Origin of the sequence: Niallia sp. FSL W8-0635 (assembly GCF_038007965.1) — a bacterium.
Classification (GTDB): domain Bacteria; phylum Bacillota; class Bacilli; order Bacillales; family Cytobacillaceae; genus Niallia.
Map to the genome: position 1 here is coordinate 3,298,308 of NZ_JBBOYD010000001.1, position 20,591 is coordinate 3,318,898.

Here is a 20,591-nt window from a genome sequence, read left to right on the forward strand (position 1 = left end):
CACTCTTTATTACTATATATCATTATTAATTCCTTTTTGTCTATACTTATTGAATAATAGTCACTCTATTTTTCTTTTGCAACTTTCTTTGTATGCCTTTCATTAAGAGTACCTTTATGATTCTTCTTGTAGGTGGGATTAACATAATAGCTCCCACAATATCTGTTAAAAATCCAGGGAAAAGTAATAGTACTCCTCCAATAAGAACACAAAAGCTATCTAGTATAGCGTCTCCAGGCATTATCCCTTGATTTAATTGAACCTGCACATTACGAATTGCCTTTAATCCCTGTTTCTTTAATAATATAGCTCCAAGAATTCCTGTTCCTATTACAACAAATAAAGTTTCTGGGATTCCAATTAAATTCCCTGCTAAGAGAAAGATTATAAGCTCTATTATTGGTAATAATAGCAAGCCAATGAAAAAATTCCGCATAAATTGTCACCGTCCTTCTCTTGTCTACCTACTTACATTATACCTTTTTTCCTTTGCTGCGGATAGTAGACAGACTTTCGTCCTACTGTTTATTTATGGAAATATTTTTTTGGGTGATTGGGCTAAGGAGATCTCTTGGAGGTGTAATGTTTCAATGGGCGATGAGGATGAAACTCTAATTTTCTTTCCAACTGCTATCATGGCTTTCATCCAAATACTAAACTTTCCTATCTATAAAAAAAAGAAGAATATCCCTTGCCTTATGGGCAAGAATATTCTTCTTTTAATCATTTTTTATAGTACGCTAGCATGTCCGCTATATACGTATCCACTGCGGGAATCAACAGTAATATCTAAACCATCTTTTAAGATACTTGTTGCATTTTCTACTCCTACGATAACAGGAATCCCAATGTTCAAGCCTACAACAGCTGCATGGCTTGTTAGGCCACCTTCTTCGACAATTAATGCACTACATTTTTCTAATGCAGGTACCATATCGCGGTCCGTTGCGTTTGTAACAAGAATCGACCCAGATTTAACTTTATCTAGTGCTTCTTTTGCACTAGTAGCAATTACAGCTTTACCGAAAGCTGTTTTACGGCCAATCCCTTGTCCTTTAGCAAGCACATCTCCAATTACATGAATTTTCATGATGTTTGTTGTACCCGCTTCTCCAACAGGAAGACCTGCTGTAATAACTACTAAATCGCCATGTGTAACAATAGAGCTGTTAACACCTTCTTGAACTGCTACATCTAGCATTTCATCTGTTGATTCAGATTTTTGGCTTAGACGTGGATATACTCCCCAAACAAGCGCTAATTGTCTTTGAATTCTTGCATCATATGTTACAGCGACAATTGGAGCCTCTGGGCGGTATTTAGAAATCATTCTTGCAGTATGGCCACTACCAGTTGGTGTGATTACCGCTTTAACTTCTAAATTTAATGCTGTATGGGCAACAGATTGTCCGATTGAATCAGTAATTGAATGCTCAGAATCTTTGCTGCGTTTAGATAAAGTTTCTTTATAATTTAATGCTTCTTCTGCTCTTGAAGCAATATTATTCATCGTTTGTACAGCTTCTACTGGATATGATCCTGCTGCTGTTTCACCCGAAAGCATAATTGCATCTGTACCATCAAAGATTGCATTTGCTACATCACTTGCTTCTGCGCGAGTTGGACGTGGATTACGTTGCATAGAGTCTAGCATTTGCGTTGCAGTTATAACTGGTTTACCTAAAGTGTTACATTTTTTAATTAATAGCTTTTGTACTAATGGTACTTCTTCAGCTGGAATTTCTACCCCTAAATCTCCACGAGCAACCATTAATCCATCAGAAACCTCTAGAATCTCATCAATATTATCCACACCTTCTTGGTTTTCAATCTTAGGAATAATATGGATATGTGATGCATTATTATCTTCTAATAATTGCTTAATTTCTAAAACATCAGATGCGCGTCGTACAAAAGATGCAGCAATAAAATCGATTCCTTGTTCGATACCAAAACGGATATCATTTGCATCTTTTTCTGTCATACCAGGAAGCTTAACAGCAACTCCAGGAACGTTTACACCTTTTTTATTTTTTAATGTACCAGAATTTAAAATTTTTGTATGTATCTCACCAGCTGATTTGTCTACTTTTGTTACTTCAAGACCAATTAAGCCATCATCAAGTAGAATTTTGCTACCTGGCTCCACATCATCAATTAAACCTTCATAAGTAACAGAGAATTTTTCTGTTGTTCCTTCAACTTCTGTCATTGAAACAATGATATCATTGCCTGCAACTAATTCAATAGCACCATTTTGCATATTGTTTGTTCTGATTTCTGGACCTTTTGTATCTAAAAGAATCGCAATATTATTTCCAGTAATCTCTGCTGCTTCGCGAATATTTTTTATTCTAGCACCATGCTCTTCAAAATCGCCATGTGAAAAGTTAAGACGAGCAACATTCATTCCAGCTTCCATTAATTGCGTTAATTTTTCCACGCTTTCACTTGCAGGACCAATAGTACATACAATCTTCGTTTTACGCATTAATAATACCTCCGATAAATAATAGTAAAAAAATAATAGCTAAGTTCACAGCATTTTAGGAATTTATGAGTTATCTGTACCATAGAATGTACTAAATAATCATAAATTCCTAATGATTTATTAAATGGATAATTCTTTTGATAAGTGATATAAATTACTATCAATGGTATGTTTACGTGCTAAAGCTTCAATGATATCATAATCAACCAATTGATTTTTCTCAATACCTACAGCTCTTCCACCTTTACCTTCTACAAGAAGCTCAACCGCATAAGCTCCTAAGCGACTAGCTAATACACGGTCTTGCGCAGTAGGTGAACCACCACGTTGCATATGCCCTAACACAGATACACGTGTATCGAAATCAGTATTTTCTTCGATAAGCTTACCAATTTCAACACCACTTGCTACCCCTTCAGCTACAACAATAATACTATGCTTTTTGCCGCGCTCTTGACCTTTTTTCAATCTGCTAACTGTCTCTTCCAGATTAAAGCCTTCTTCAGGGATAAGAATTGTCTCAGCACCACCAGCTAAACCAGCCCATAATGCGATATCGCCAGCATTTCTTCCCATAACTTCTATAATAAATGTTCTTTCATGGGATGTTGCAGTATCACGGATTTTATCAATTGCATCAATAACTGTGTTTAGTGCAGTATCAAAGCCAATTGTAAATTCTGTTCCTGGAATATCATTATCGATTGTACCTGGAACACCAACACATGGATAGCCTTGTTCTGTAAGCGCCTTCGCACCCATATAAGATCCGTCTCCACCAATTACAACAAGTCCATCAATATTATGTTTCTTTAATTGCTCGATCCCTTTTTGTTGACCTTCTTTTGTTTTGAATTCTTCACAACGTGCAGAAAAAAGGAATGTTCCACCACGATGGATGATATCACCAACAGAACCAACTTCTAATTTTCTAAAGTTGCCGCTGATTAGCCCCGCATAACCACCAATAACTCCATATACTTCTACTCCATGAAAAATCGCTTTACGAACTACAGCTCTAACAGCCGCATTCATTCCTGGCGCGTCACCACCACTTGTTAATACACCAATTCTTTTAACTGTCATTTCCTCACCTCATAATTTCATTAACAAATAAATTATGTAGCATAACATACATATACTATTATATAACAAAATATCTGTCTGCAACATTTTTCACAAAATTTCCATATATAATCTATGTAATGCTAACTTTTGTAAATTAATCCAGAAATTGTTTTTCTCTATTAATTCCCCTTACATTCACCCAATTATCCATTAAACAATTCTACCATATCATGAAGAATCGCGTATCTCAACTTAATCTGAGAAAAAAATAAAAGACGGAATAATCAGCAAACTGAAACCGTTTTACAAAGCTCTGTTTTTTGATTTTTTCCCTATATTTAACTCTTTAAACCATTTAACTACATTTTATAAACACTTTTATCATGCACATTTCACTCTTTATTATGTATAATGTTTTCGGCATATTATTGTGAAGTTAATTTTTTCCTTTTAACAGTTTTTTTATACTTCCATCTCCTAGAAACTATAAAACCCCATTAGTTATTTTGTATTTCCATCAAAAAAACTGTAAACAGTATTTTCTCTGTCTACAGTTTAAATCTTTTCTTATAAGGTGTTATTAACTATTTTTATATGCCCCGATATTTTTAAACTTAGCATAGCGATGATCCACAAGTTCTTCCTTTGTCATCCTTTTTAATTCTTTAAGAGATGTATATAATACCTCATCGATTTGCTCCGCTTGTTCTTTTATATCATGATGTGCTCCACCTTTGACTTCCCTTATAATCGAATCAATGATACCTAATCCCTTTAAATCTGGAGCAGTAATCTTCATTTTTTCTGCAGCTTGTTTTGCCTGTCCAGCATCTTTCCATAAAATAGATGCTGCTCCCTCTGGAGTAATAACCGAGTAAGTAGAGTTCTCCAGCATATGGATATGGTTACCAACACCAAGAGCTAAGGCTCCACCACTACCACCTTCACCTATTACAATACAAACAATTGGGACTTGCATCGATGCCATTTCAAATAAATTTTTGGCAATTGCTTCACTTTGCCCTCTTTCTTCAGCAGCTTTACCTGGATATGCACCTTTTGTATCAATAAAACAAATAATAGGACGATTAAACTTATCTGCTTGCTTCATTAAACGAAGCGCTTTTCGATATCCTTCTGGATGTGGCATACCAAAATTTCTACGGATATTTTCTTTCGTATCCTTCCCTCTTTGATGACCAACAATCGTTACTGGCAGTCCTTTATATTTAGCAATACCACCTACGATTGCCTCATCATCTCCAAAGCCTCTATCTCCATGCAACTCGATAAAATCAGTAAATAAATGAGGGATATAATCAAGTGTTGTTGGTCTATTAGGATGCCTAGCAATTTGAACCCTATCCCAAGGTTTCATATTATCATAGACATCTTTCTCAAGTTTTTTTAAGCGAATTTCCAATTTTTCAATTTCCATGCTTAAATCTACATTTGCATTTTCCGAGAAATCCTTTAACTCCTTGATTTTATCCTTCAATTCATTAATAGGCTTATCAAAATCTAATCCTACCACTCTAATTCACCACCAGTCTGATGCATTTCAAGCACTAAGCTAAGCTTTTCTTTTAATTCTAATCTTGGTATTACCGCATCTAATTGACCATGTTTGAGTAAAAATTCTGCTGTTTGGAAGTCCTCTGGAAGCTCCTCACCTATCGTTTGCTCAATAATTCGACGCCCTGCAAAGCCAATTAAAGCGCCCGGTTCAGCAAAATTATAATCTCCAAGTGAGGCAAAGCTTGCAGAAACTCCTCCTGTCGTTGGATGGGTCATTATTGTTATATATAAACCACCATTATCACTAAATCGTTTTAATGCCGTACTCGTCTTAGCCATTTGCATCAGACTAAGAACACCTTCCTGCATTCTTGCCCCACCTGAAGCAGTAAAAATAATAAAAGGTACAGAAAGCTCGTCTGCCTTTTCTATAGCCAAAGTAATTTTTTCTCCTACTACTGACCCCATACTTCCCATTCGGAATGAAGAATCCATTACTGCTATCACTACTTTGTTTCCATTAATTTCTCCAGTACCAGTTACAACCGCTTCATTCATATTGGTTTTCTGAATATCTCCGGATATCTTATCCTCATAGCCTGGAAAGTTTAAAGGATTACCTGTTTTCATATCCTCATTTAACTCCATGAATGTTGCTTCATCCAGGATACTATTCATTCGCTCATAAGCCTTCATTGGCAAATGATAACCACAGTTTAGACACACCTTTAAATTCTTCTGTAACTCACGTGTATACATTATTTTCTTACAATTAGAACATTTTGTCATAATACCTTCTGGCACTTCATTTTTCGATAGTTCTGAAGGCAACGTTGCATATTTAAGCTTTTTTGATTTCGAAAATATCCCCTTAATCAATATGGAAACCTCCCCATAAGTAACAATTTAGATTTGAATCGGATTCCTGTCATATCCATGCACCATTATTCATTTAAAGTTATTGTAATAACTATACACACTCCATAATTTCAGTTGATCCTTATGATTTAACGCATCTAAAAGAAGGAGGTAATCCTCCCTCTTCCAATCTTTTGAAGGAATTGTTAATGAGTGATAATAGTCATTCAAAATTGTCCACAAACGATGGACCAAAAAATTATCAGCTATTTTAATAATTTTAAAAAAAAATTCACTTTCAGGTATTTCTTGATCCTTTACCCAATGTTTTAAATATTCGATTTCATCTTCTGTTATCTTTTCCATTGCAATATATAGAGCATTTAATTGAATATAATTTTTCGTCTCCAAAACGTCTTGCTTTGCCTTATCATTCTGCAATATGAATGTGCTGATCAATTCAACTAATTTATGACCTTGAAAATCACGAAGAAAGGTCCCTTCCCCTTTTCTTGTTTCAATAAGCCCAAGTAGTTCCAATGCCCTTAAAGCTTCCCTAATGGACGACCTTCCTGCTCCAAGGGTTTCACTTAATACCCTTTCAGATGGAAGCTTGTCCCCAGGCTTTAGACCATTCTGATCAATCATTTCACGTAAATCATTGACGATATCCACATATAATTTGGATGCCTTTGAAGATGATTCATTCACCTTATATCATCACTCACTTCTTTCTTGCCATACTAAGACAAATAGTAATTAGAAAATAAATAAAATATTAGTACAAAATAATTTTTTCTCAAAAATCCGTCAAGTGGTCTGACCAGTTAACTTATTAAACAATATACCATCTTTTAAAAGTTGTAAAGTTTTATTCTGCTAATATAACTTGATCTGCACCTAGTAGATCTGCTAATTCAGCAATGCATTCCTTACTTGGAGATACCTTATATTCTTCATTTAAAACAATGTTCTTTCCTGTTTCTTCATAATGAATAATAACTGGAGTGGTTCCTGTAAAATTTCTTATAATCGAGAGAAGCTCTGCCTTTTTGTTATTCAATTTTTTCTCATTCATAACTTTAATAAATACTTTATGCTCCTTTTTAGGAAGTGTTTGGACTATTGTGCTCATCGATTCAACTATTTGAATAACCAATTGTTTTGTCCCATTTCTCTCTTCACATTTTCCTTCCACATAGACCATTGCACCTATTTTTAGCAAATCTTGATATTTCTTATAGACTATTGGAAAAATAACGCCTTGAATATCACCACTTTGATCGCTTAACTGTATAAATGCCATGGGGTCCCCTTTCTTTGTACGAATGGCATTTAATTCCGTTATATAGACAATACTACGTTGTTTCTTGCCTAATTCCATTTCAATGATAGGAGTTGTTTGGAGAGATGCCTGATACTGCTTATAAATAGATACTGGGTGGTCTGACAAGTAAAAGCCCAATGCATCTTTTTCTAAAGCTAATTTATCCTCTACTTTGATTGGTTCTACATCTACATATTTCGGCTTGAAAAAGAAATCGTCCTCACTAAATAAATCATTCTGTTCTGTATCCTCTGGATGAACTAACTGTGCATGCTGAATGGCAACATCAATTGTTGCCAGCAAAGTAGCCCGGTCTTCTCCAAATTCATCAAAGCTTCCTGAATAGATAAGCATTTCCATCACTTTTCTATTAATCGTCTTTGGAGAAACCCGAATACAAAAATCAAATAAATCCTCAAATTTCTTCTTACTTCTTGCCTTTAGAATTTCTCTCATTACATTTCCGCCTACGCCTTTTATCGCAGCTAAACTATAGCGTATTTTATTTTTTTCGACTCGGAAATAGTAATTGCTTTGATTGATGGATGGAGGGGACAATTCGATATCCATCTGTTTTAATTCTTGAATATATTGAAGTATTTTCCCTGAATTTCCGATGGACGATGTCAATAATGCAGCCATAAAATAGAGTGGATAATTGGCTTTTAAATAAGCAAGCTGATAAGCAATCATACTATATGCTACTGCATGGCTTCTATTAAACCCATAATTAGCAAAACGTACAATTAACTCATATATTTCATTCGCTGTTTTCTCGTGATATCCTTTTCTTTCGGCACCTTTTACAAAATGGACTTTCTCTTTCTCCAGTACATCCTTTTGTTTTTTACTAACAGCTCTTCTTAATAAATCTGCTTCTCCTAATGTAAACCCAGCCATTTTGGAAGCAATTTGCATGATTTGTTCTTGATAGACAATAACTCCATAGGTGCTACTTAATATTTCCTCTAAATCTGTATGGTAATAGTTAATGGACTCTTTTCCATGTTTTCTATTGATGTAATGTGGAATATTCTCCATTGGACCTGGACGATACAGAGCATTAACAGCTACAATATCTTCAAAATCTGTTGGCTGTAACCTTTTTAAAACGCTGCGCATTCCTTCTGATTCCAACTGAAAAATTCCAGTCGTCTCTCCTTTACTTAGAAGCTTGAACACAGCAGGATCATCAATCGGTAATTCTCTTATATTTATTTTTTTCTTCGTTGCTTTGAATATCATATCAAGAATCGATTCTATGAAAGAAAGATTTCTTAAACCAAGAAAATCCATTTTTAATAAACCAAGTTCTTCTAAGTATTCCATGCTATACTGCGTTAAATAAATATCATCATGTCCACTTTGAATGGGAATAATTTCAACAAGCGGCTGTTGACTAAACACTACCCCAGCGGCATGTGTAGATGTATGCCTTGGAAGCCCTTCGATCTTACAAGCCGTATCAAATAGTTTTTTATTCCGAGGAGATGCTGCAACAAATTGTTGTAGGCGAATGGATTCCTGATAGCTTTGTGTAAGGTTGATTCCTAGTTTAGATGGAATCATCCTTGAAAGCTCATCTAATTCTTTCATAGATAAACCAAATACTCGACCTACATCACGCAAGGCAGCTTTAGCAGCAAGTGTACCAAATGTAATAATCTGTGCAACATGAAGTTCTCCATATTTGTTTTTCACGTAAGAAATAACTTTCTCTCGTTTATTATCTGGAAAATCAATATCGATATCCGGCATCGATATTCTCTCTGGATTTAAAAATCTTTCAAACAACAATTGATATTTAATAGGATCCACATCTGTAATATGTAAAACATAAGCAACGATTGATCCTGCAGCCGATCCTCTTCCTGGACCAGTTAGGATACTGTTCTCTCGTGCAAATTTCATAAAATCCCAAACAATTAAGAAATAGTCGCTATATTTCATTTTACTAATAATTTCAAGTTCGTATTCCAACCTATCTTTATGTTCTGTAGAAGGATCTGGATACCTTTCATATAAACCAGCTATACACAATTCTTTCAAATAGCTTTCGGGAGTTTTGCCTGCAGGAACAGTATATTTAGGCAATGTAGCGAGTATACCTTCCATTTCGATATGACAAGCTTCTCCTACATTCCACGTATTCTCGAGAATATCTGGGGCATCATCAAATAGCGTTAACATTTCTTCTTTATTTTTTAAATAATGCTGATTAGAATGCCATTCATCTTGCTCTAAATCGGAAAGCTTCTCTCCATTTTTGATTGCCTTTAAGCATTCAAATGCAAAATGATCCTCTTGCTCAAGGTAAAAGACATTATTCGTCGCAACCATCTTTACCTCTTCTTCAATAGCCAATTGTTTTAACTGTTCATTTAAAACATCCTCCAAGGAAATACCGTGTCTTTGAATAGATAAGAAGAATTGCCCTTGTTCAAATATGGACTTCCATAACAATAACGTATTTCGTGCTGACTCATTATTACCATTAATGATATTTTGCTCAATTTCACCATCCCTTCCAGGCGAAATTGCAATCAAGCCATTCGCGTAATGCTTTAGCCATTTCACTGGGATTCCCAGTTGATTTTTTGTTTGAATCGCGCTAGTAATTTTCAATAAATTTTTAAATCCCAGGCTATTTCTTGCTAGTAACACTAATGGATATGCACTTTCCTTGTCCGATTCACTTATTACATCTACTGTCAGTCCGATAATCGGTTTTATCCCTTGTCGCAACGATTCTTTATAAAAAGAAGCTGCACCATACATAACGTTACGATCAGTTAAAGCAATGGAACGATACCCCTGCCTTTTTGCATTGCTTACTAACTCTTTAATCGAAAGAGTACTAGATAAAAGACTATATGCACTAGAAACCTGAAGATGTACAAAAGACATAAATTCACCACTTTTCTTGTAAAAAATTTTTTAAGTTGAGTAATTTTAACTATATGAAATAGAAAGCAATTTTCTTAAGATTATTGATTTTTTTAATGAAAACTCTGTCCAAAAGGGTAACCTACTTTTCAATAGCAACAATTCTTTCGTTCTATTTAATTTGACTTCCATTCTCTATCGAAAAAACCTTTTCCTTTCATTATAGATGTTCCCAGCAAAAAAAGAAAATATGTTCTCTTTATCAATGGCTATAATTTATCTCCACCTAAATTGCTGGGTTTATGCCTGTAACAAAAATCAGAAAGAGTCTTCATGCTGAAAAGGATAAAGTGAAACTTCCATTTTGATGGGTAGTAAGAACCTTCCTCAAAAATAATAAGAACAAATGGTTTCAAAACTGATTTTAATAGGAAGTTATTTAAAATCATTCATAAAAACAATAGATTGTCCATAGTAATAAGAATAGGAGTTTACTAGATAGCTACTTAAAAACACTCAAACATGTACCGTTAAAAATACAACAAGTAAAGATAAAACCTTAGAACAAAATTCTCTTAAAATGTCTCCAATCCTTACTTTTTAAATCATCGTAATTTACTAACAAAAACTAAAGAAAGATAGAGAGGTAAATGTATGAATCAACAACCATTCTTCCCAACTTTCATCGAAAGCTACTTTATTGCACTTGGTGTTATATTAGGAGGGGCACTTTTAGGAGGTCTCGCTGCGTTTCTAACAGGAAAACCACTTATTACGGAAATCATTCGCATATCCGGAATAATAAAAATTTGGGCGATTGTCACTGCTATTGGTGGTACATTTGATGCAATTGATACGATTGAAAAAGGAATCTATGATGCAGGAACAAAAGACTTATTTAAACAGATTTTATTAATTGTATCTGCTTTCGGTGGAGCGCATACTGGAATAACGATTATTAAATGGATAACACAGGAGTATATTTAAAATGAGAATACCACCCTATTATAAAAATCAAGCCGTGCAGCGTTTGTTTGCTGGAATGGTGATCGGTGGGGTAATCAGCTGGTGTATTTTTGTCTTTATTTTTGGCGTATGGCAGGAAAGGTATAGTTCAGAAATTAAAACTCAGAAGGCTACCATTGAAGATTTAGAAAGAGAGAAAAAAATATGGCAGGAGGAGTTTGCTGCCCAGAACAAAACAACAGAAGAAAAGCTAACCGTTGAAGGCATCGTTGTAAAGATAAATAATTCAGATAAAGAAAAATACGATATCAAACCTTTTAACGCTCTTGAGATGGAAGATGCAATGAAAGAAGATTTATCTACCATCATTGCAAAAGACCTCGACATGGTTTATAAAAGTCGCGCATTACTGAAAAAATCAATCGAAAATAAAGTGGTAGAATCAGATAAAAAGCGCTACAAATTTAAAGTAACAGAGTTGATTATCTATACGACCGTTCATGTTGAATTAAGTGTAACTTTTGCAGATTAATAAGAAAAACACTAGCCTTGCCAATTGGCCCCGTAGCTAAACAGAAAATGACTTTAGAAACCTCATACTTTCGCAACTGGTGAAATAAGGTGCTGTCCATAGACAGCACCTTTTCACTAGTTATTTACAAACTTCTTCTAAATCTTTCACTACCGCACTCGCTTCATCCCAATGATATATTGTTGCCCCAGATGCTAAAGGATGCCCTCCACCGTTATAATTCTTTGCAATTCCATTAATAACTGGTCCTTTGGAACGTAGCCTTACTCGGATTTGATCTAGTTCTTCGATAAAAAATACCCATGCTTTTAAACCTTTCACGGTTCCAAGACTGCTAACAAGTAAAGATGCTTGTGCAGGCGTTGCCTGAAATTGATTTAATATTTCCTTTGTAAGTTTCATGCTTGCAACACCATTTGGATGAACTTCAAAATTCTGGAGAACAAATCCACTTAACTTCACTATATGCGGATCTAGCTCATACATTTGGTCGTACATTTCTGTGCGCGAGAAAGAATACTTAATTAATTCTCCAGCATAATGAAATGTTTTTTCTGATGTACTAGGATATAAAAATCTCCCTGTATCTCCAACAATTCCAGCATATAATAGCCTTGCTGCTTCATCACTCATCTTTAACCCTTGGTCTTTTCCAAACAAATAAAACTCATAAATCAATTCACTAGTAGAACTAGCAGTAGTCTCCACCCAGACGATATCCCCATAGGCGTCATCATTTGGATGATGATCAATCTTAACAAGCATTTTACCTGTTACATAACGCTGATCACAAACTCTTTCCTGATTGGCTGTATCGCATACAATAACCAAAGCATCTTTATATGTACTATCATCAATCTCATCTAGTCTCCGCAAAAAGTTTAAGGAGATTTCTTCTTTCCCTACAGTGTACACCCTTTTTTCAGGGAATGAAGCTTTAATAATTTCAGCTAATCCCCCTTGTGAACCATATGCATCTGGATCAGGACGTACATGTCTATGAATAATAATGGTATCAAAAGCCTTAATGGCATCAATTATTTGCTGTTTCATCTATTTCTCCCTTCCTTTAATGACGGTCAATTAATTGACACATCATCATCGCTTTACCTACAAGCACACCTTGGTTATATACTTCGACGTCTACCTTCCCAAATTTTCTTCCTACTTCCAAAATTTTAGGAGCAATTTCAATGACACTATCCATTTGTACTGGCTTTATAAAATAGATGGTCATGTTTTCTACAACTAAATCACCTTTTTTAAAGCCTCTTAATATTCTGTTAGCAGCTTCTGAGACAATTGTTGTAAAAACTCCGTACGATATAGTTCCTAAATGATTGGTCATTTGAGGCGTTACTTCACATGAAAAGGTTGTTTCTCCTTTGTTTTTCCCCTTGGTTAATAACACATGCTTTGTTACGATATCATCAATTGTTTCCCCAATTTGAGGCTGTCTTTGGTTCATTTGTAGCGCTTTTAATACATCTTGTCTACTGATGATTCCTTCTAGCTTATTTGCTTCATCTACAACAGGCAAGACTTCAATCCCTTCCCATACCATCATATGAGAACAAGAGGCCACACTCGTCTTCCCACTGACAGTCATCGGATGCTTCGTCATCACTTTTTCAATGGTCATATCCATCGGTTTTCCAATAATATCTTTAGATGTAATCATTCCTTGCACCTTTAAGCTTTGATCCACTACAGGAAAACGACCATGTAAGGTGTCTTTGTTATATTGATGCCACAAAGCGACATTATCCGTTGTCTTCAAATAGATTGTATCAATAAGTGGGGTTAAAATATCTTCCACTAAAACAATTTCTTTTTTTATAAGTTGATCATAGATTGCCCGATTTATCATTGTTGCAACGGTAAATGTATCATAGCTTGTTGAAATAATAGGAAGCTGTAATTCATCTGCTAACCGTTTCACATGATCCTCTGTATCAAATCCACCAGTTATCAATACAGCCGCACCTGCTTTTAAAACATGTTCATGTGCCCGTACTCGATTCCCAATAATTAAAAGATTTCCAGCACCCGTATAACGCATCATCGCATCTAATTTCATCGCACCAATAACAAAGCGATTCAATGTTTTATGTAAACCAGCTCTTCCGCCCAGAACTTGTCCATCCACAATATTCACTACTTCAGCATATGTTAATTTTTCAATATTCTCTTTCTTTTTCCGTTCAATCCTAATCGTTCCGACTCTTTCAATGGTACTTACATACCCTTTGTTCTCTGCTTCTTTAATTGCTCTGTATGCTGTTCCTTCACTTACATTTAATGCTTTTGCGATTTGTCGTACAGAAATTTTCTCTCCTACTTGTAACTCATCAATATAATTGAGTATTTGCTCATGTTTTGTAGCCAAATTACCACCCTCTTTTAAGAAAAGCACATTGCTCATCGCACGCAGACAAACATAGCCTGCCAAGTTGTTTTTAGCGTACTAAAGTTTGTTTTAAGCGAAAAGTGCTTGCACTAGACATTATAATCCCTATTTCTTTCTATTTATCTACATTTCATACATTTATCTATTCAATAGCTACTAAGAACTATTTTTCTTATATCAAAGGCTGTTTTCATAATTCAATAAGCAGCCTATCGAAAAAAGCTTGCACATCTTTATTATAGAGTGAACTACTGGGGTATTCAATGACTTCTATGTTAATCATCATAAAACATTCGTCTATTTTCATTTAGATTGTGAATGTTTCTCTTAAGAACAAAACTTTTCATTTTGCCTATAAGATTTTTTTCCCTAAACATAAACCTTCAAATCCTTCTATACAAACAAAAGCTAATATGAACATATCCATACTAGCTTTTGTTATCTTATTGATAATTATATAGTTTCTTCTTTTTCTGTACTTTACTAAATGATTTTTTCGTTGCTCTTGGTTTCTTAGGAGTATACAGTAATGCAGTTAAATTACCTGCTACCACCATTAACGCAAAAGCTACCCAAGCAATCGAAAAGATCCCTTCAGCTCCATCACTAAATGGAGATAGTCTTGGCACTCCATAGTATAAAAGCACTCCACATAATAAGATACATAATAAATATCTATTCTTATTCATAGTCGTTAAAACCTCCTTGATTCCATACTATGCGGACAAGTGTAAAAAAAGTATTCAAAAATCGGCTAATTATTGTACTAGCTATCATTAGGCAAATAGATGATAAAAATTTAGGAAAGCTAATTATTTACATGCATGATTTATGTTGTTAATCTTATAGGATAAGAAATAAATTCAATTGGTTCTAAGACAAAATGGAACAAAAAAAGAATCATATACTTATAACAAAGCGGAGGTTAGTCAAATTGGAAAAAAAATTAGAAACACTAGCAAATTGGATGAAGCAAGAAGAAATTGATTTTACCTTTTTAACATCAACAGATAATATTTTCTATTTTAGTGGGTTTTATAGTAATCCACATGAAAGATTATTGGCTTTAATTGTATTTCCAGAAAAAGATCCCATCTTAGTTTGTCCAGCAATGGAAAAAAACGATGCAAAAAACGCTGGCTGGAATTATGATACCATTGGCTATAGCGATACAGAAAACCCTTGGGATACCATTCAAAGTATGGTTCAAGCACGTACGGATAATACGCTAAAAGTCGCTCTTGAAACGGATCATATGAATGTAGCTAGATATCAGGCACTGCAAACTTCTTTCCCAAATATCAAAGCATATGTTTCTGCCGAAGAAAAAATTAATACATTACGGATGATTAAAACAGCTGATGAACTAGAAAAAATAAAAGAGGCTTGTAAATGGGCTGATTTTGCTATAGAAGTGGGCTGTAATGAAATTGCAGAGGGTAAATCAGAGATGGAAATCCTCGCAAGCATTGAATATGAATTGAAGAAAAAAGGTATTGGCAAAATGTCCTTTTCTACAATGGTTCTTACTGGTGTTAATGGTGCTTCCCCACACGGCAATCCTGGAGAGACTAAAATTAAAAAAGGTGACCTAGTCTTATTTGACTTAGGTGTAGTTGTCGATGGTTATTGTTCAGACATTACAAGAACAGTTGCATATGGAGATATTAACGAGAAGCAAAAAGATATTTATGACACAGTTTTAAAAGCACAGCTTGCAGCAATCGAAGCTTCTAAAGAAGGCGTTTCATGTGCTTCTGTAGACCAAGCTGCTCGTAACACAATAAGAGATGCAGGTTATGGGGAGTTTTTCCCACATCGTTTAGGTCACGGATTGGGTATTAGCGTCCATGAATTCCCTTCATTAACAGAAACAAATTCTTTGTTATTACAAGAAGGCATGGTATATACAATTGAGCCAGGAATTTATGTTCCGAATGTTGCAGGAGTTCGCATTGAAGATGATGTCTACGTAACAAAAGAAGGTGTAGAAATATTAACGAAATTTCCTAAAGAACTTCAAATCATTTCATAAAACAATGGAGAGAAGAAGGTATCGGAGTAAATTCCTTTCCCTTCTTTTTTTAGCTTTTAAAAAACGAAAACTCTTAAATCTTCTTCCTTTATGTACATGCACCTAATTAAAAATATTACATAAGATACCTTGACTTTAAGGGGAAGAAGGGTATAAAAGAATGGCAATATATGTCGATTATACAGATCCAAAAATAACATATACTTTTGATGTTAATAAAAGTGCATTTTTCATAAGAGATAATCACAATTATATTAATGTCTTAGGAGAACAACAATTAAATTCATTAAAAAATGTATCATTGTTGGATATATATTTAAGTAAAGATATAGTAGTGGAGCCACATATACATCAAAACGCAGCTGAGCTCGTTTATTGTATTTCCGGTTCTGCTACTGTTTCTCTATTAAATCCTTTTACAAAAAAAATCCTCAACTATACAATTACCGCCGGTCAAGTTGCGAACGTGCCTCAAGGATGGTGGCATTATGAAATCGCTAATACGAATAACACTCATTTATTAGCCATATTTGATGCACCTACACCTGAAGCAATCTTTGGTTCTGATTTACTTCGCCTCACTCCTCCCGAATTAATGGCTCATACTTATTCGATGGATGAAACCAAGTGGAAATCTACTATCGCTCCTATTACTCAAACAACAATACTCGGCCCAGCAGTTAATAAATATAACCAAAGACAAAATTATTCCACAAACACTTATCCTCCGCATCCAACATACCAACATCCCTACCACAGCTCACAGTATTACTATTGAATAGAATATTTTCTAGTAGCTTGAATCTAAACTTAAAGCATTTACACCTTGTAAGAATGGACTGAACAAAATTTGTTCAGTCCATTCATCTCTTACTGCTCTCTTTGATGGTTACTTCCTAAATTGCTTCTTTTCATTATCCATTAAATGATCAATTACACCATCATTATAGGAATCCATCACTTGTGCTGTAACTTCTTCTCTTCCTTTTTCATCAAATTGAAATTCATTCTGACTACTTCCATTTTGTTTGTCCATTTTCTTTTCCTTCTTTCCTTAAATTCTTATCTATTATCTGAATGAAAAGTTAAACTTATGCATGAATTGGGTATATAATAGAAGTAGATAAAATAAAGGGAGTGAATCTTATGAACGTAAACTATCAAAACATTATTGTTGCAGTAGACGGTTCAGAAGAAGCAGACAAAGCATTAAAGAAAGCGGTTACAATAGCAAAGGAAAACAACTCTAATCTTATTATCGCTCACGTTATTGATACAAGATCATTTGCAACAGTGGCCGCATATGATCAATCAATTGCAGCGAAATCAGATGAATTCGCAAATGAGTTATTAGATAAATATGTAACAGAAGCGACAACAGCTGGAGTACAGAATGTCGTAAAAGCAATCGAATTCGGTTCACCAAGAGCGGTGGTTCCACGAGAGATTGCCAAAAAGTATGCGGCAGATTTAATTGTATGCGGAGCAACGGGATTAAATGCAGTGGAGAGATTTATTATCGGAAGTGTTTCTGAGGGCATCACAAGAAATGCACCTTGTGATGTGTTAATTGTTAGAAATAGTTGAGACATAAGAAAAGCTGAGCGTACCTGTCTTATCATGTAAAAGAAGAATATTCTATCATTTGATCGCAAAGTTGCTTTCAAATAGAATATTCTTCTTTTATAATCTTCTAGGCTTCTCTTTATTTCTTCTTAATTTTTTCTAGTGAATAATTCTTTCCTATTATTTCACTTCTTCTTTCTCTAAAACACATAATTTTGCCTTTTCAATAGCTTGCTCTATTTGTTTAAACCCTGTTCCACCAGCGCTATTTCGTCTTTCTACTGCCGTTCTCGGATTTAACACATGATAAATATCATCCTCAAATAAATTACTTGCCTCTTTTAATTCTTTCATACTTAAATCCTGTAAATAGCAATTCTTATTCACACAATATAAAACTAATTTTCCTACTACTTCATGTGCCTCTCTAAATGGCATCCCTTTATCTGATAAATAATCAGCTAATTCCGTCGCATTAGAAAAATCATTTTTTGTTGCCTGTTCCATCCCTTGTTCATTAACCTTCATTGTTTGAATCATTCCTGCAAAAATTCGTAAAGATCCAACTACAGTTTTCACTGTATCAAACATACCTTCTTTATCTTCCTGCATATCTTTGTTATACGATAGTGGCAAACCTTTCAATACCGTTAATAAGCCCATCAAATTCCCATATACTCGTCCCGTTTTCCCTCTAATTAATTCAGCCATATCTGGATTTTTCTTTTGAGGCATGATGCTGCTTCCAGTTGAAAAACTATCGTCTAAATCAATAAATTTAAATTCTTGTGAAGACCAAAGGATAATTTCTTCGCTAAAACGAGAAAGATGCATCATTAAAATGGAGCTAGTCGATAGAAATTCTAGAATAAAATCCCGGTCACTTACAGCATCCATACTATTTTCATAAATGGAATCAAATGTAAGCAAATCAGCACTATAAGCACGATCAATAGGAAAAGTCGTTCCTGCCAATGCACCTGCACCTAGTGGTGACACATTAATTCGTTTTAAATTTTCCTGATATCTTTGTTTATCTCTTTCAAACATCCAAAAATAAGCCATAAGATGATGTGCAAAAGAAATGGGCTGTGCACGTTGTAGATGTGTATAACCAGGCATTACTGTTTCAATATGACTTTCCGCCTTTTCCAACAAAACCACTTGCAATTCATTCAATAGTTCAACTATTAATTTTACTTGTCTTCGTAAATAAAGATGCATATCTGTAGCTACCTGATCATTTCTACTTCTTCCAGTATGAAGCTTTCCACCAACAGGACCAATTAAATCGGTTAATTGACTTTCTAAATTAAGGTGAATATCTTCTAGTTTTACAGAAAACGTTAATTCGTCATTTTCTGCTTGCTTTTTTAGTGTTAGCAAACCAGCTTTAATTTTTTCACCATCTTCAACAGACAATATTCCTGTTTTAGAGAGCATAGCCACATGGGCTATGCTCCCTTCGATATCTTCTAATACTAGTTCTTGATCAAAGGAAATGGAGGCACCGAATTCGTCCACCCATTCCTCTGCAGACTTTGTAAATCTGCCTCCCCATAATTTCTTCACACAGACACCTTCTTGCCGTTTTCCACAATGCTTTGTACTTTTGTTGGAAGTCCCCAAAGCTTAATAAATCCAACTGCTGCAGCATGATCAAACTCATCGTCTGATGTATACGTAGCAAGCTTTTCATCATATAAAGAATTGGGAGATTTTCTTCCTTCCACAATGGCATGCCCTTTAAATAATTTTACACGAACAGTACCTGTGACATTTTTTTGTGTTTCTTGTAAAAATGCTTGTAATGCTTTCGTAATCGGTGAGAACCAAAGCCCTTCATAAATCACTTCTGTAATTTTCTTTTCGATAACTGGTTTAAAGTGTGCTACTTCTTTCACCAATGTAATATCCTCTAATTCTTTATGTGCTTTAATAAGTGTTAAAGCACCTGGACATTCATACACTTCTCTAGATTTAATTCCTACTAATCTATTTTCTACATGGTCAATTCTGCCAACACCATGTTTTCCAGCAATTTTATTTAGCTCAAGAATTAATTGAGATAAAGAATAAGAAATACCGTCAATACTAACTGGAACACCCTCTTTAAAATCAATTTCGATAATATCTGCTTGATCAGGTGCATTTTCAAGACTTACTGTTAAGTCATATGCTTCTTCTGGAGGAGCAGCCCAAGGATCTTCTAAAATACCACATTCATTGCTTCTTCCCCATAAATTTTGGTCAATAGAAAATGGGCTATCTAAGTTAACAGGTATCGGAATATTTTTTTCTTTTGCATAAGCAATTTCTTCTTCACGAGACCATCCCCATTCACGAACAGGAGCTAATACTTTTAAATTTGGATTTAATGCTTGAATAGATACTTCAAAACGCACTTGGTCATTTCCTTTTCCCGTACATCCATGTGCGACAGCGACTGCATTTTCCTTTTCTGCCACTTCTACCAATTTTTTAGAAATTAAAGGTCTTGATAATGCAGAAACTAATGGATACTTTCCTTCATAAAGTGTATGTGCCTGCATAGCAATAAGCGCAAAATCCTGAGCGAATTCTTGTTTTGCATCAATTACATAAGATTGAACAGCTCCAACGGATAATGCCTTCTGTTGAATAAAGTTCAAGTCTTTTCCTTCGCCAACATCTAAGCAGCAAGCGACTACATCATATCCTTGATCCTGTAACCATTTAATTGCTACAGATGTATCTAATCCACCTGAATATGCTAATACTACTTTTGGATTTGCCATTACCTAATTCCTCCTATATGCGAATAAATATTCATTTATTTATATTTTTATTCATTAACTATATTTAACACTTTAACAACTTTTCCTTATAATTTCAATAGAATTTTTATAAAAATATAAAATATTTCATTTTTATGCACAAATAAATCTTTTCAAT

Annotated in this window: 18 protein-coding genes; 5 read left to right on the forward strand and 13 right to left on the reverse strand. The window is 34.6% G+C overall.

Features of this window, described 5'->3' with window-relative positions:
- Window positions 1-46 precede the first annotated feature (46 nt).
- The 7 genes from NYE52_RS15890 to dnaE form a co-directional block, all read right to left on the reverse strand.
- Window positions 47-436 carry an FxsA family protein gene (locus NYE52_RS15890; RefSeq protein ID WP_251629148.1) on the reverse strand — a complete coding sequence of 130 codons (390 nt, stop codon included), beginning with the start codon at window positions 434-436 and terminating at the stop codon, window positions 47-49.
- 294 nt (window positions 437-730) lie between these two features.
- The gene (gene pyk / locus NYE52_RS15895; protein ID WP_251629147.1) at window positions 731-2,491 is read right to left on the reverse strand and encodes a pyruvate kinase; all 1,761 of its coding nucleotides are present in this window, start codon (window positions 2,489-2,491) and stop codon (window positions 731-733) included.
- Window positions 2,492-2,611: 120 nt separating this feature from the next.
- Window positions 2,612-3,577, reverse strand: a complete 966-nt coding sequence (gene pfkA / locus NYE52_RS15900; protein WP_251629145.1) for a 6-phosphofructokinase — start codon at window positions 3,575-3,577, stop codon at window positions 2,612-2,614.
- A 562-nt stretch (window positions 3,578-4,139) separates the two neighbouring features.
- Complete coding sequence (gene accA / locus NYE52_RS15905; protein WP_341193968.1) at window positions 4,140-5,093, reverse strand: acetyl-CoA carboxylase carboxyl transferase subunit alpha; 954 nt, start codon at window positions 5,091-5,093, stop codon at window positions 4,140-4,142.
- Window positions 5,087-5,956 (reverse strand): acetyl-CoA carboxylase, carboxyltransferase subunit beta, encoded by an 870-nt coding sequence (accD, locus tag NYE52_RS15910; protein ID WP_251629141.1) that lies wholly within the window; start codon window positions 5,954-5,956, stop codon window positions 5,087-5,089. The genes accA and accD overlap by 7 nt, the downstream gene beginning before the upstream one ends.
- A 69-nt stretch (window positions 5,957-6,025) precedes the next feature.
- On the reverse strand, window positions 6,026-6,646 hold the full coding sequence (locus tag NYE52_RS15915; protein ID WP_251629139.1) for a FadR/GntR family transcriptional regulator: 621 nt from the start codon (window positions 6,644-6,646) through the stop codon (window positions 6,026-6,028).
- 160 nt (window positions 6,647-6,806) lie between these two features.
- On the reverse strand, window positions 6,807-10,169 hold the full coding sequence (gene dnaE, locus NYE52_RS15920) for a DNA polymerase III subunit alpha (protein WP_251629137.1): 3,363 nt from the start codon (window positions 10,167-10,169) through the stop codon (window positions 6,807-6,809).
- 633 nt (window positions 10,170-10,802) lie between these two features.
- Between dnaE and NYE52_RS15925 the strand changes: the two genes are divergently transcribed.
- Window positions 10,803-11,135 carry a YtrH family sporulation protein gene (locus NYE52_RS15925; RefSeq protein ID WP_031534915.1) on the forward strand — a complete coding sequence of 111 codons (333 nt, stop codon included), beginning with the start codon at window positions 10,803-10,805 and terminating at the stop codon, window positions 11,133-11,135.
- A 1-nt stretch (window position 11,136) separates the two neighbouring features.
- Window positions 11,137-11,646 (forward strand): sporulation membrane protein YtrI, encoded by a 510-nt coding sequence (gene ytrI / locus NYE52_RS15930; RefSeq protein ID WP_251629135.1) that lies wholly within the window; start codon window positions 11,137-11,139, stop codon window positions 11,644-11,646.
- Between the two features lie 120 nt (window positions 11,647-11,766).
- Here ytrI and NYE52_RS15935 read toward each other — a convergent pair whose 3' ends face one another.
- The 3 genes from NYE52_RS15935 to NYE52_RS15945 all read right to left on the reverse strand — a co-directional run bounded on the left by NYE52_RS15935 (window position 11,767) and on the right by NYE52_RS15945 (window position 14,745).
- Entirely contained in the window at window positions 11,767-12,699 is a 933-nt protein-coding gene (locus NYE52_RS15935) for a DHH family phosphoesterase (RefSeq protein WP_251629134.1), read from the reverse strand.
- A gap of 16 nt (window positions 12,700-12,715) precedes the next feature.
- Window positions 12,716-14,035: a CBS domain-containing protein gene (locus NYE52_RS15940; RefSeq protein WP_251629131.1), complete on the reverse strand. Its 1,320-nt coding sequence runs from the start codon at window positions 14,033-14,035 to the stop codon at window positions 12,716-12,718.
- Between the two features lie 464 nt (window positions 14,036-14,499).
- Window positions 14,500-14,745, reverse strand: a complete 246-nt coding sequence (locus NYE52_RS15945) for a hypothetical protein (protein WP_341193969.1) — start codon at window positions 14,743-14,745, stop codon at window positions 14,500-14,502.
- A gap of 245 nt (window positions 14,746-14,990) precedes the next feature.
- Here NYE52_RS15945 and NYE52_RS15950 point away from each other — a divergent pair, with 245 nt between their 5' ends.
- Entirely contained in the window at window positions 14,991-16,091 is a 1,101-nt protein-coding gene (locus tag NYE52_RS15950; RefSeq protein WP_341193970.1) for a M24 family metallopeptidase, read from the forward strand.
- Between the two features lie 160 nt (window positions 16,092-16,251).
- The gene (locus NYE52_RS15955; RefSeq protein ID WP_341193971.1) at window positions 16,252-16,869 is read left to right on the forward strand and encodes a cupin domain-containing protein; all 618 of its coding nucleotides are present in this window, start codon (window positions 16,252-16,254) and stop codon (window positions 16,867-16,869) included.
- A 111-nt stretch (window positions 16,870-16,980) separates the two neighbouring features.
- Here NYE52_RS15955 and NYE52_RS15960 read toward each other — a convergent pair whose 3' ends face one another.
- Complete coding sequence (locus tag NYE52_RS15960; RefSeq protein WP_251629123.1) at window positions 16,981-17,127, reverse strand: hypothetical protein; 147 nt, start codon at window positions 17,125-17,127, stop codon at window positions 16,981-16,983.
- A gap of 110 nt (window positions 17,128-17,237) precedes the next feature.
- Between NYE52_RS15960 and NYE52_RS15965 the strand changes: the two genes are divergently transcribed.
- Window positions 17,238-17,678, forward strand: coding sequence for a universal stress protein (locus NYE52_RS15965; RefSeq protein WP_251629121.1), 441 nt, complete (start codon window positions 17,238-17,240; stop codon window positions 17,676-17,678).
- Between the two features lie 159 nt (window positions 17,679-17,837).
- On the opposite strand, the gene argH is transcribed toward NYE52_RS15965, so the two are convergent.
- Entirely contained in the window at window positions 17,838-19,229 is a 1,392-nt protein-coding gene (gene argH, locus NYE52_RS15970; RefSeq protein WP_251629119.1) for an argininosuccinate lyase, read from the reverse strand.
- Complete coding sequence (locus NYE52_RS15975) at window positions 19,226-20,434, reverse strand: argininosuccinate synthase (RefSeq protein WP_251629117.1); 1,209 nt, start codon at window positions 20,432-20,434, stop codon at window positions 19,226-19,228. Before NYE52_RS15975 ends, argH begins: the two co-directional genes overlap by 4 nt.
- Window positions 20,435-20,591: the final 157 nt, after the last annotated feature.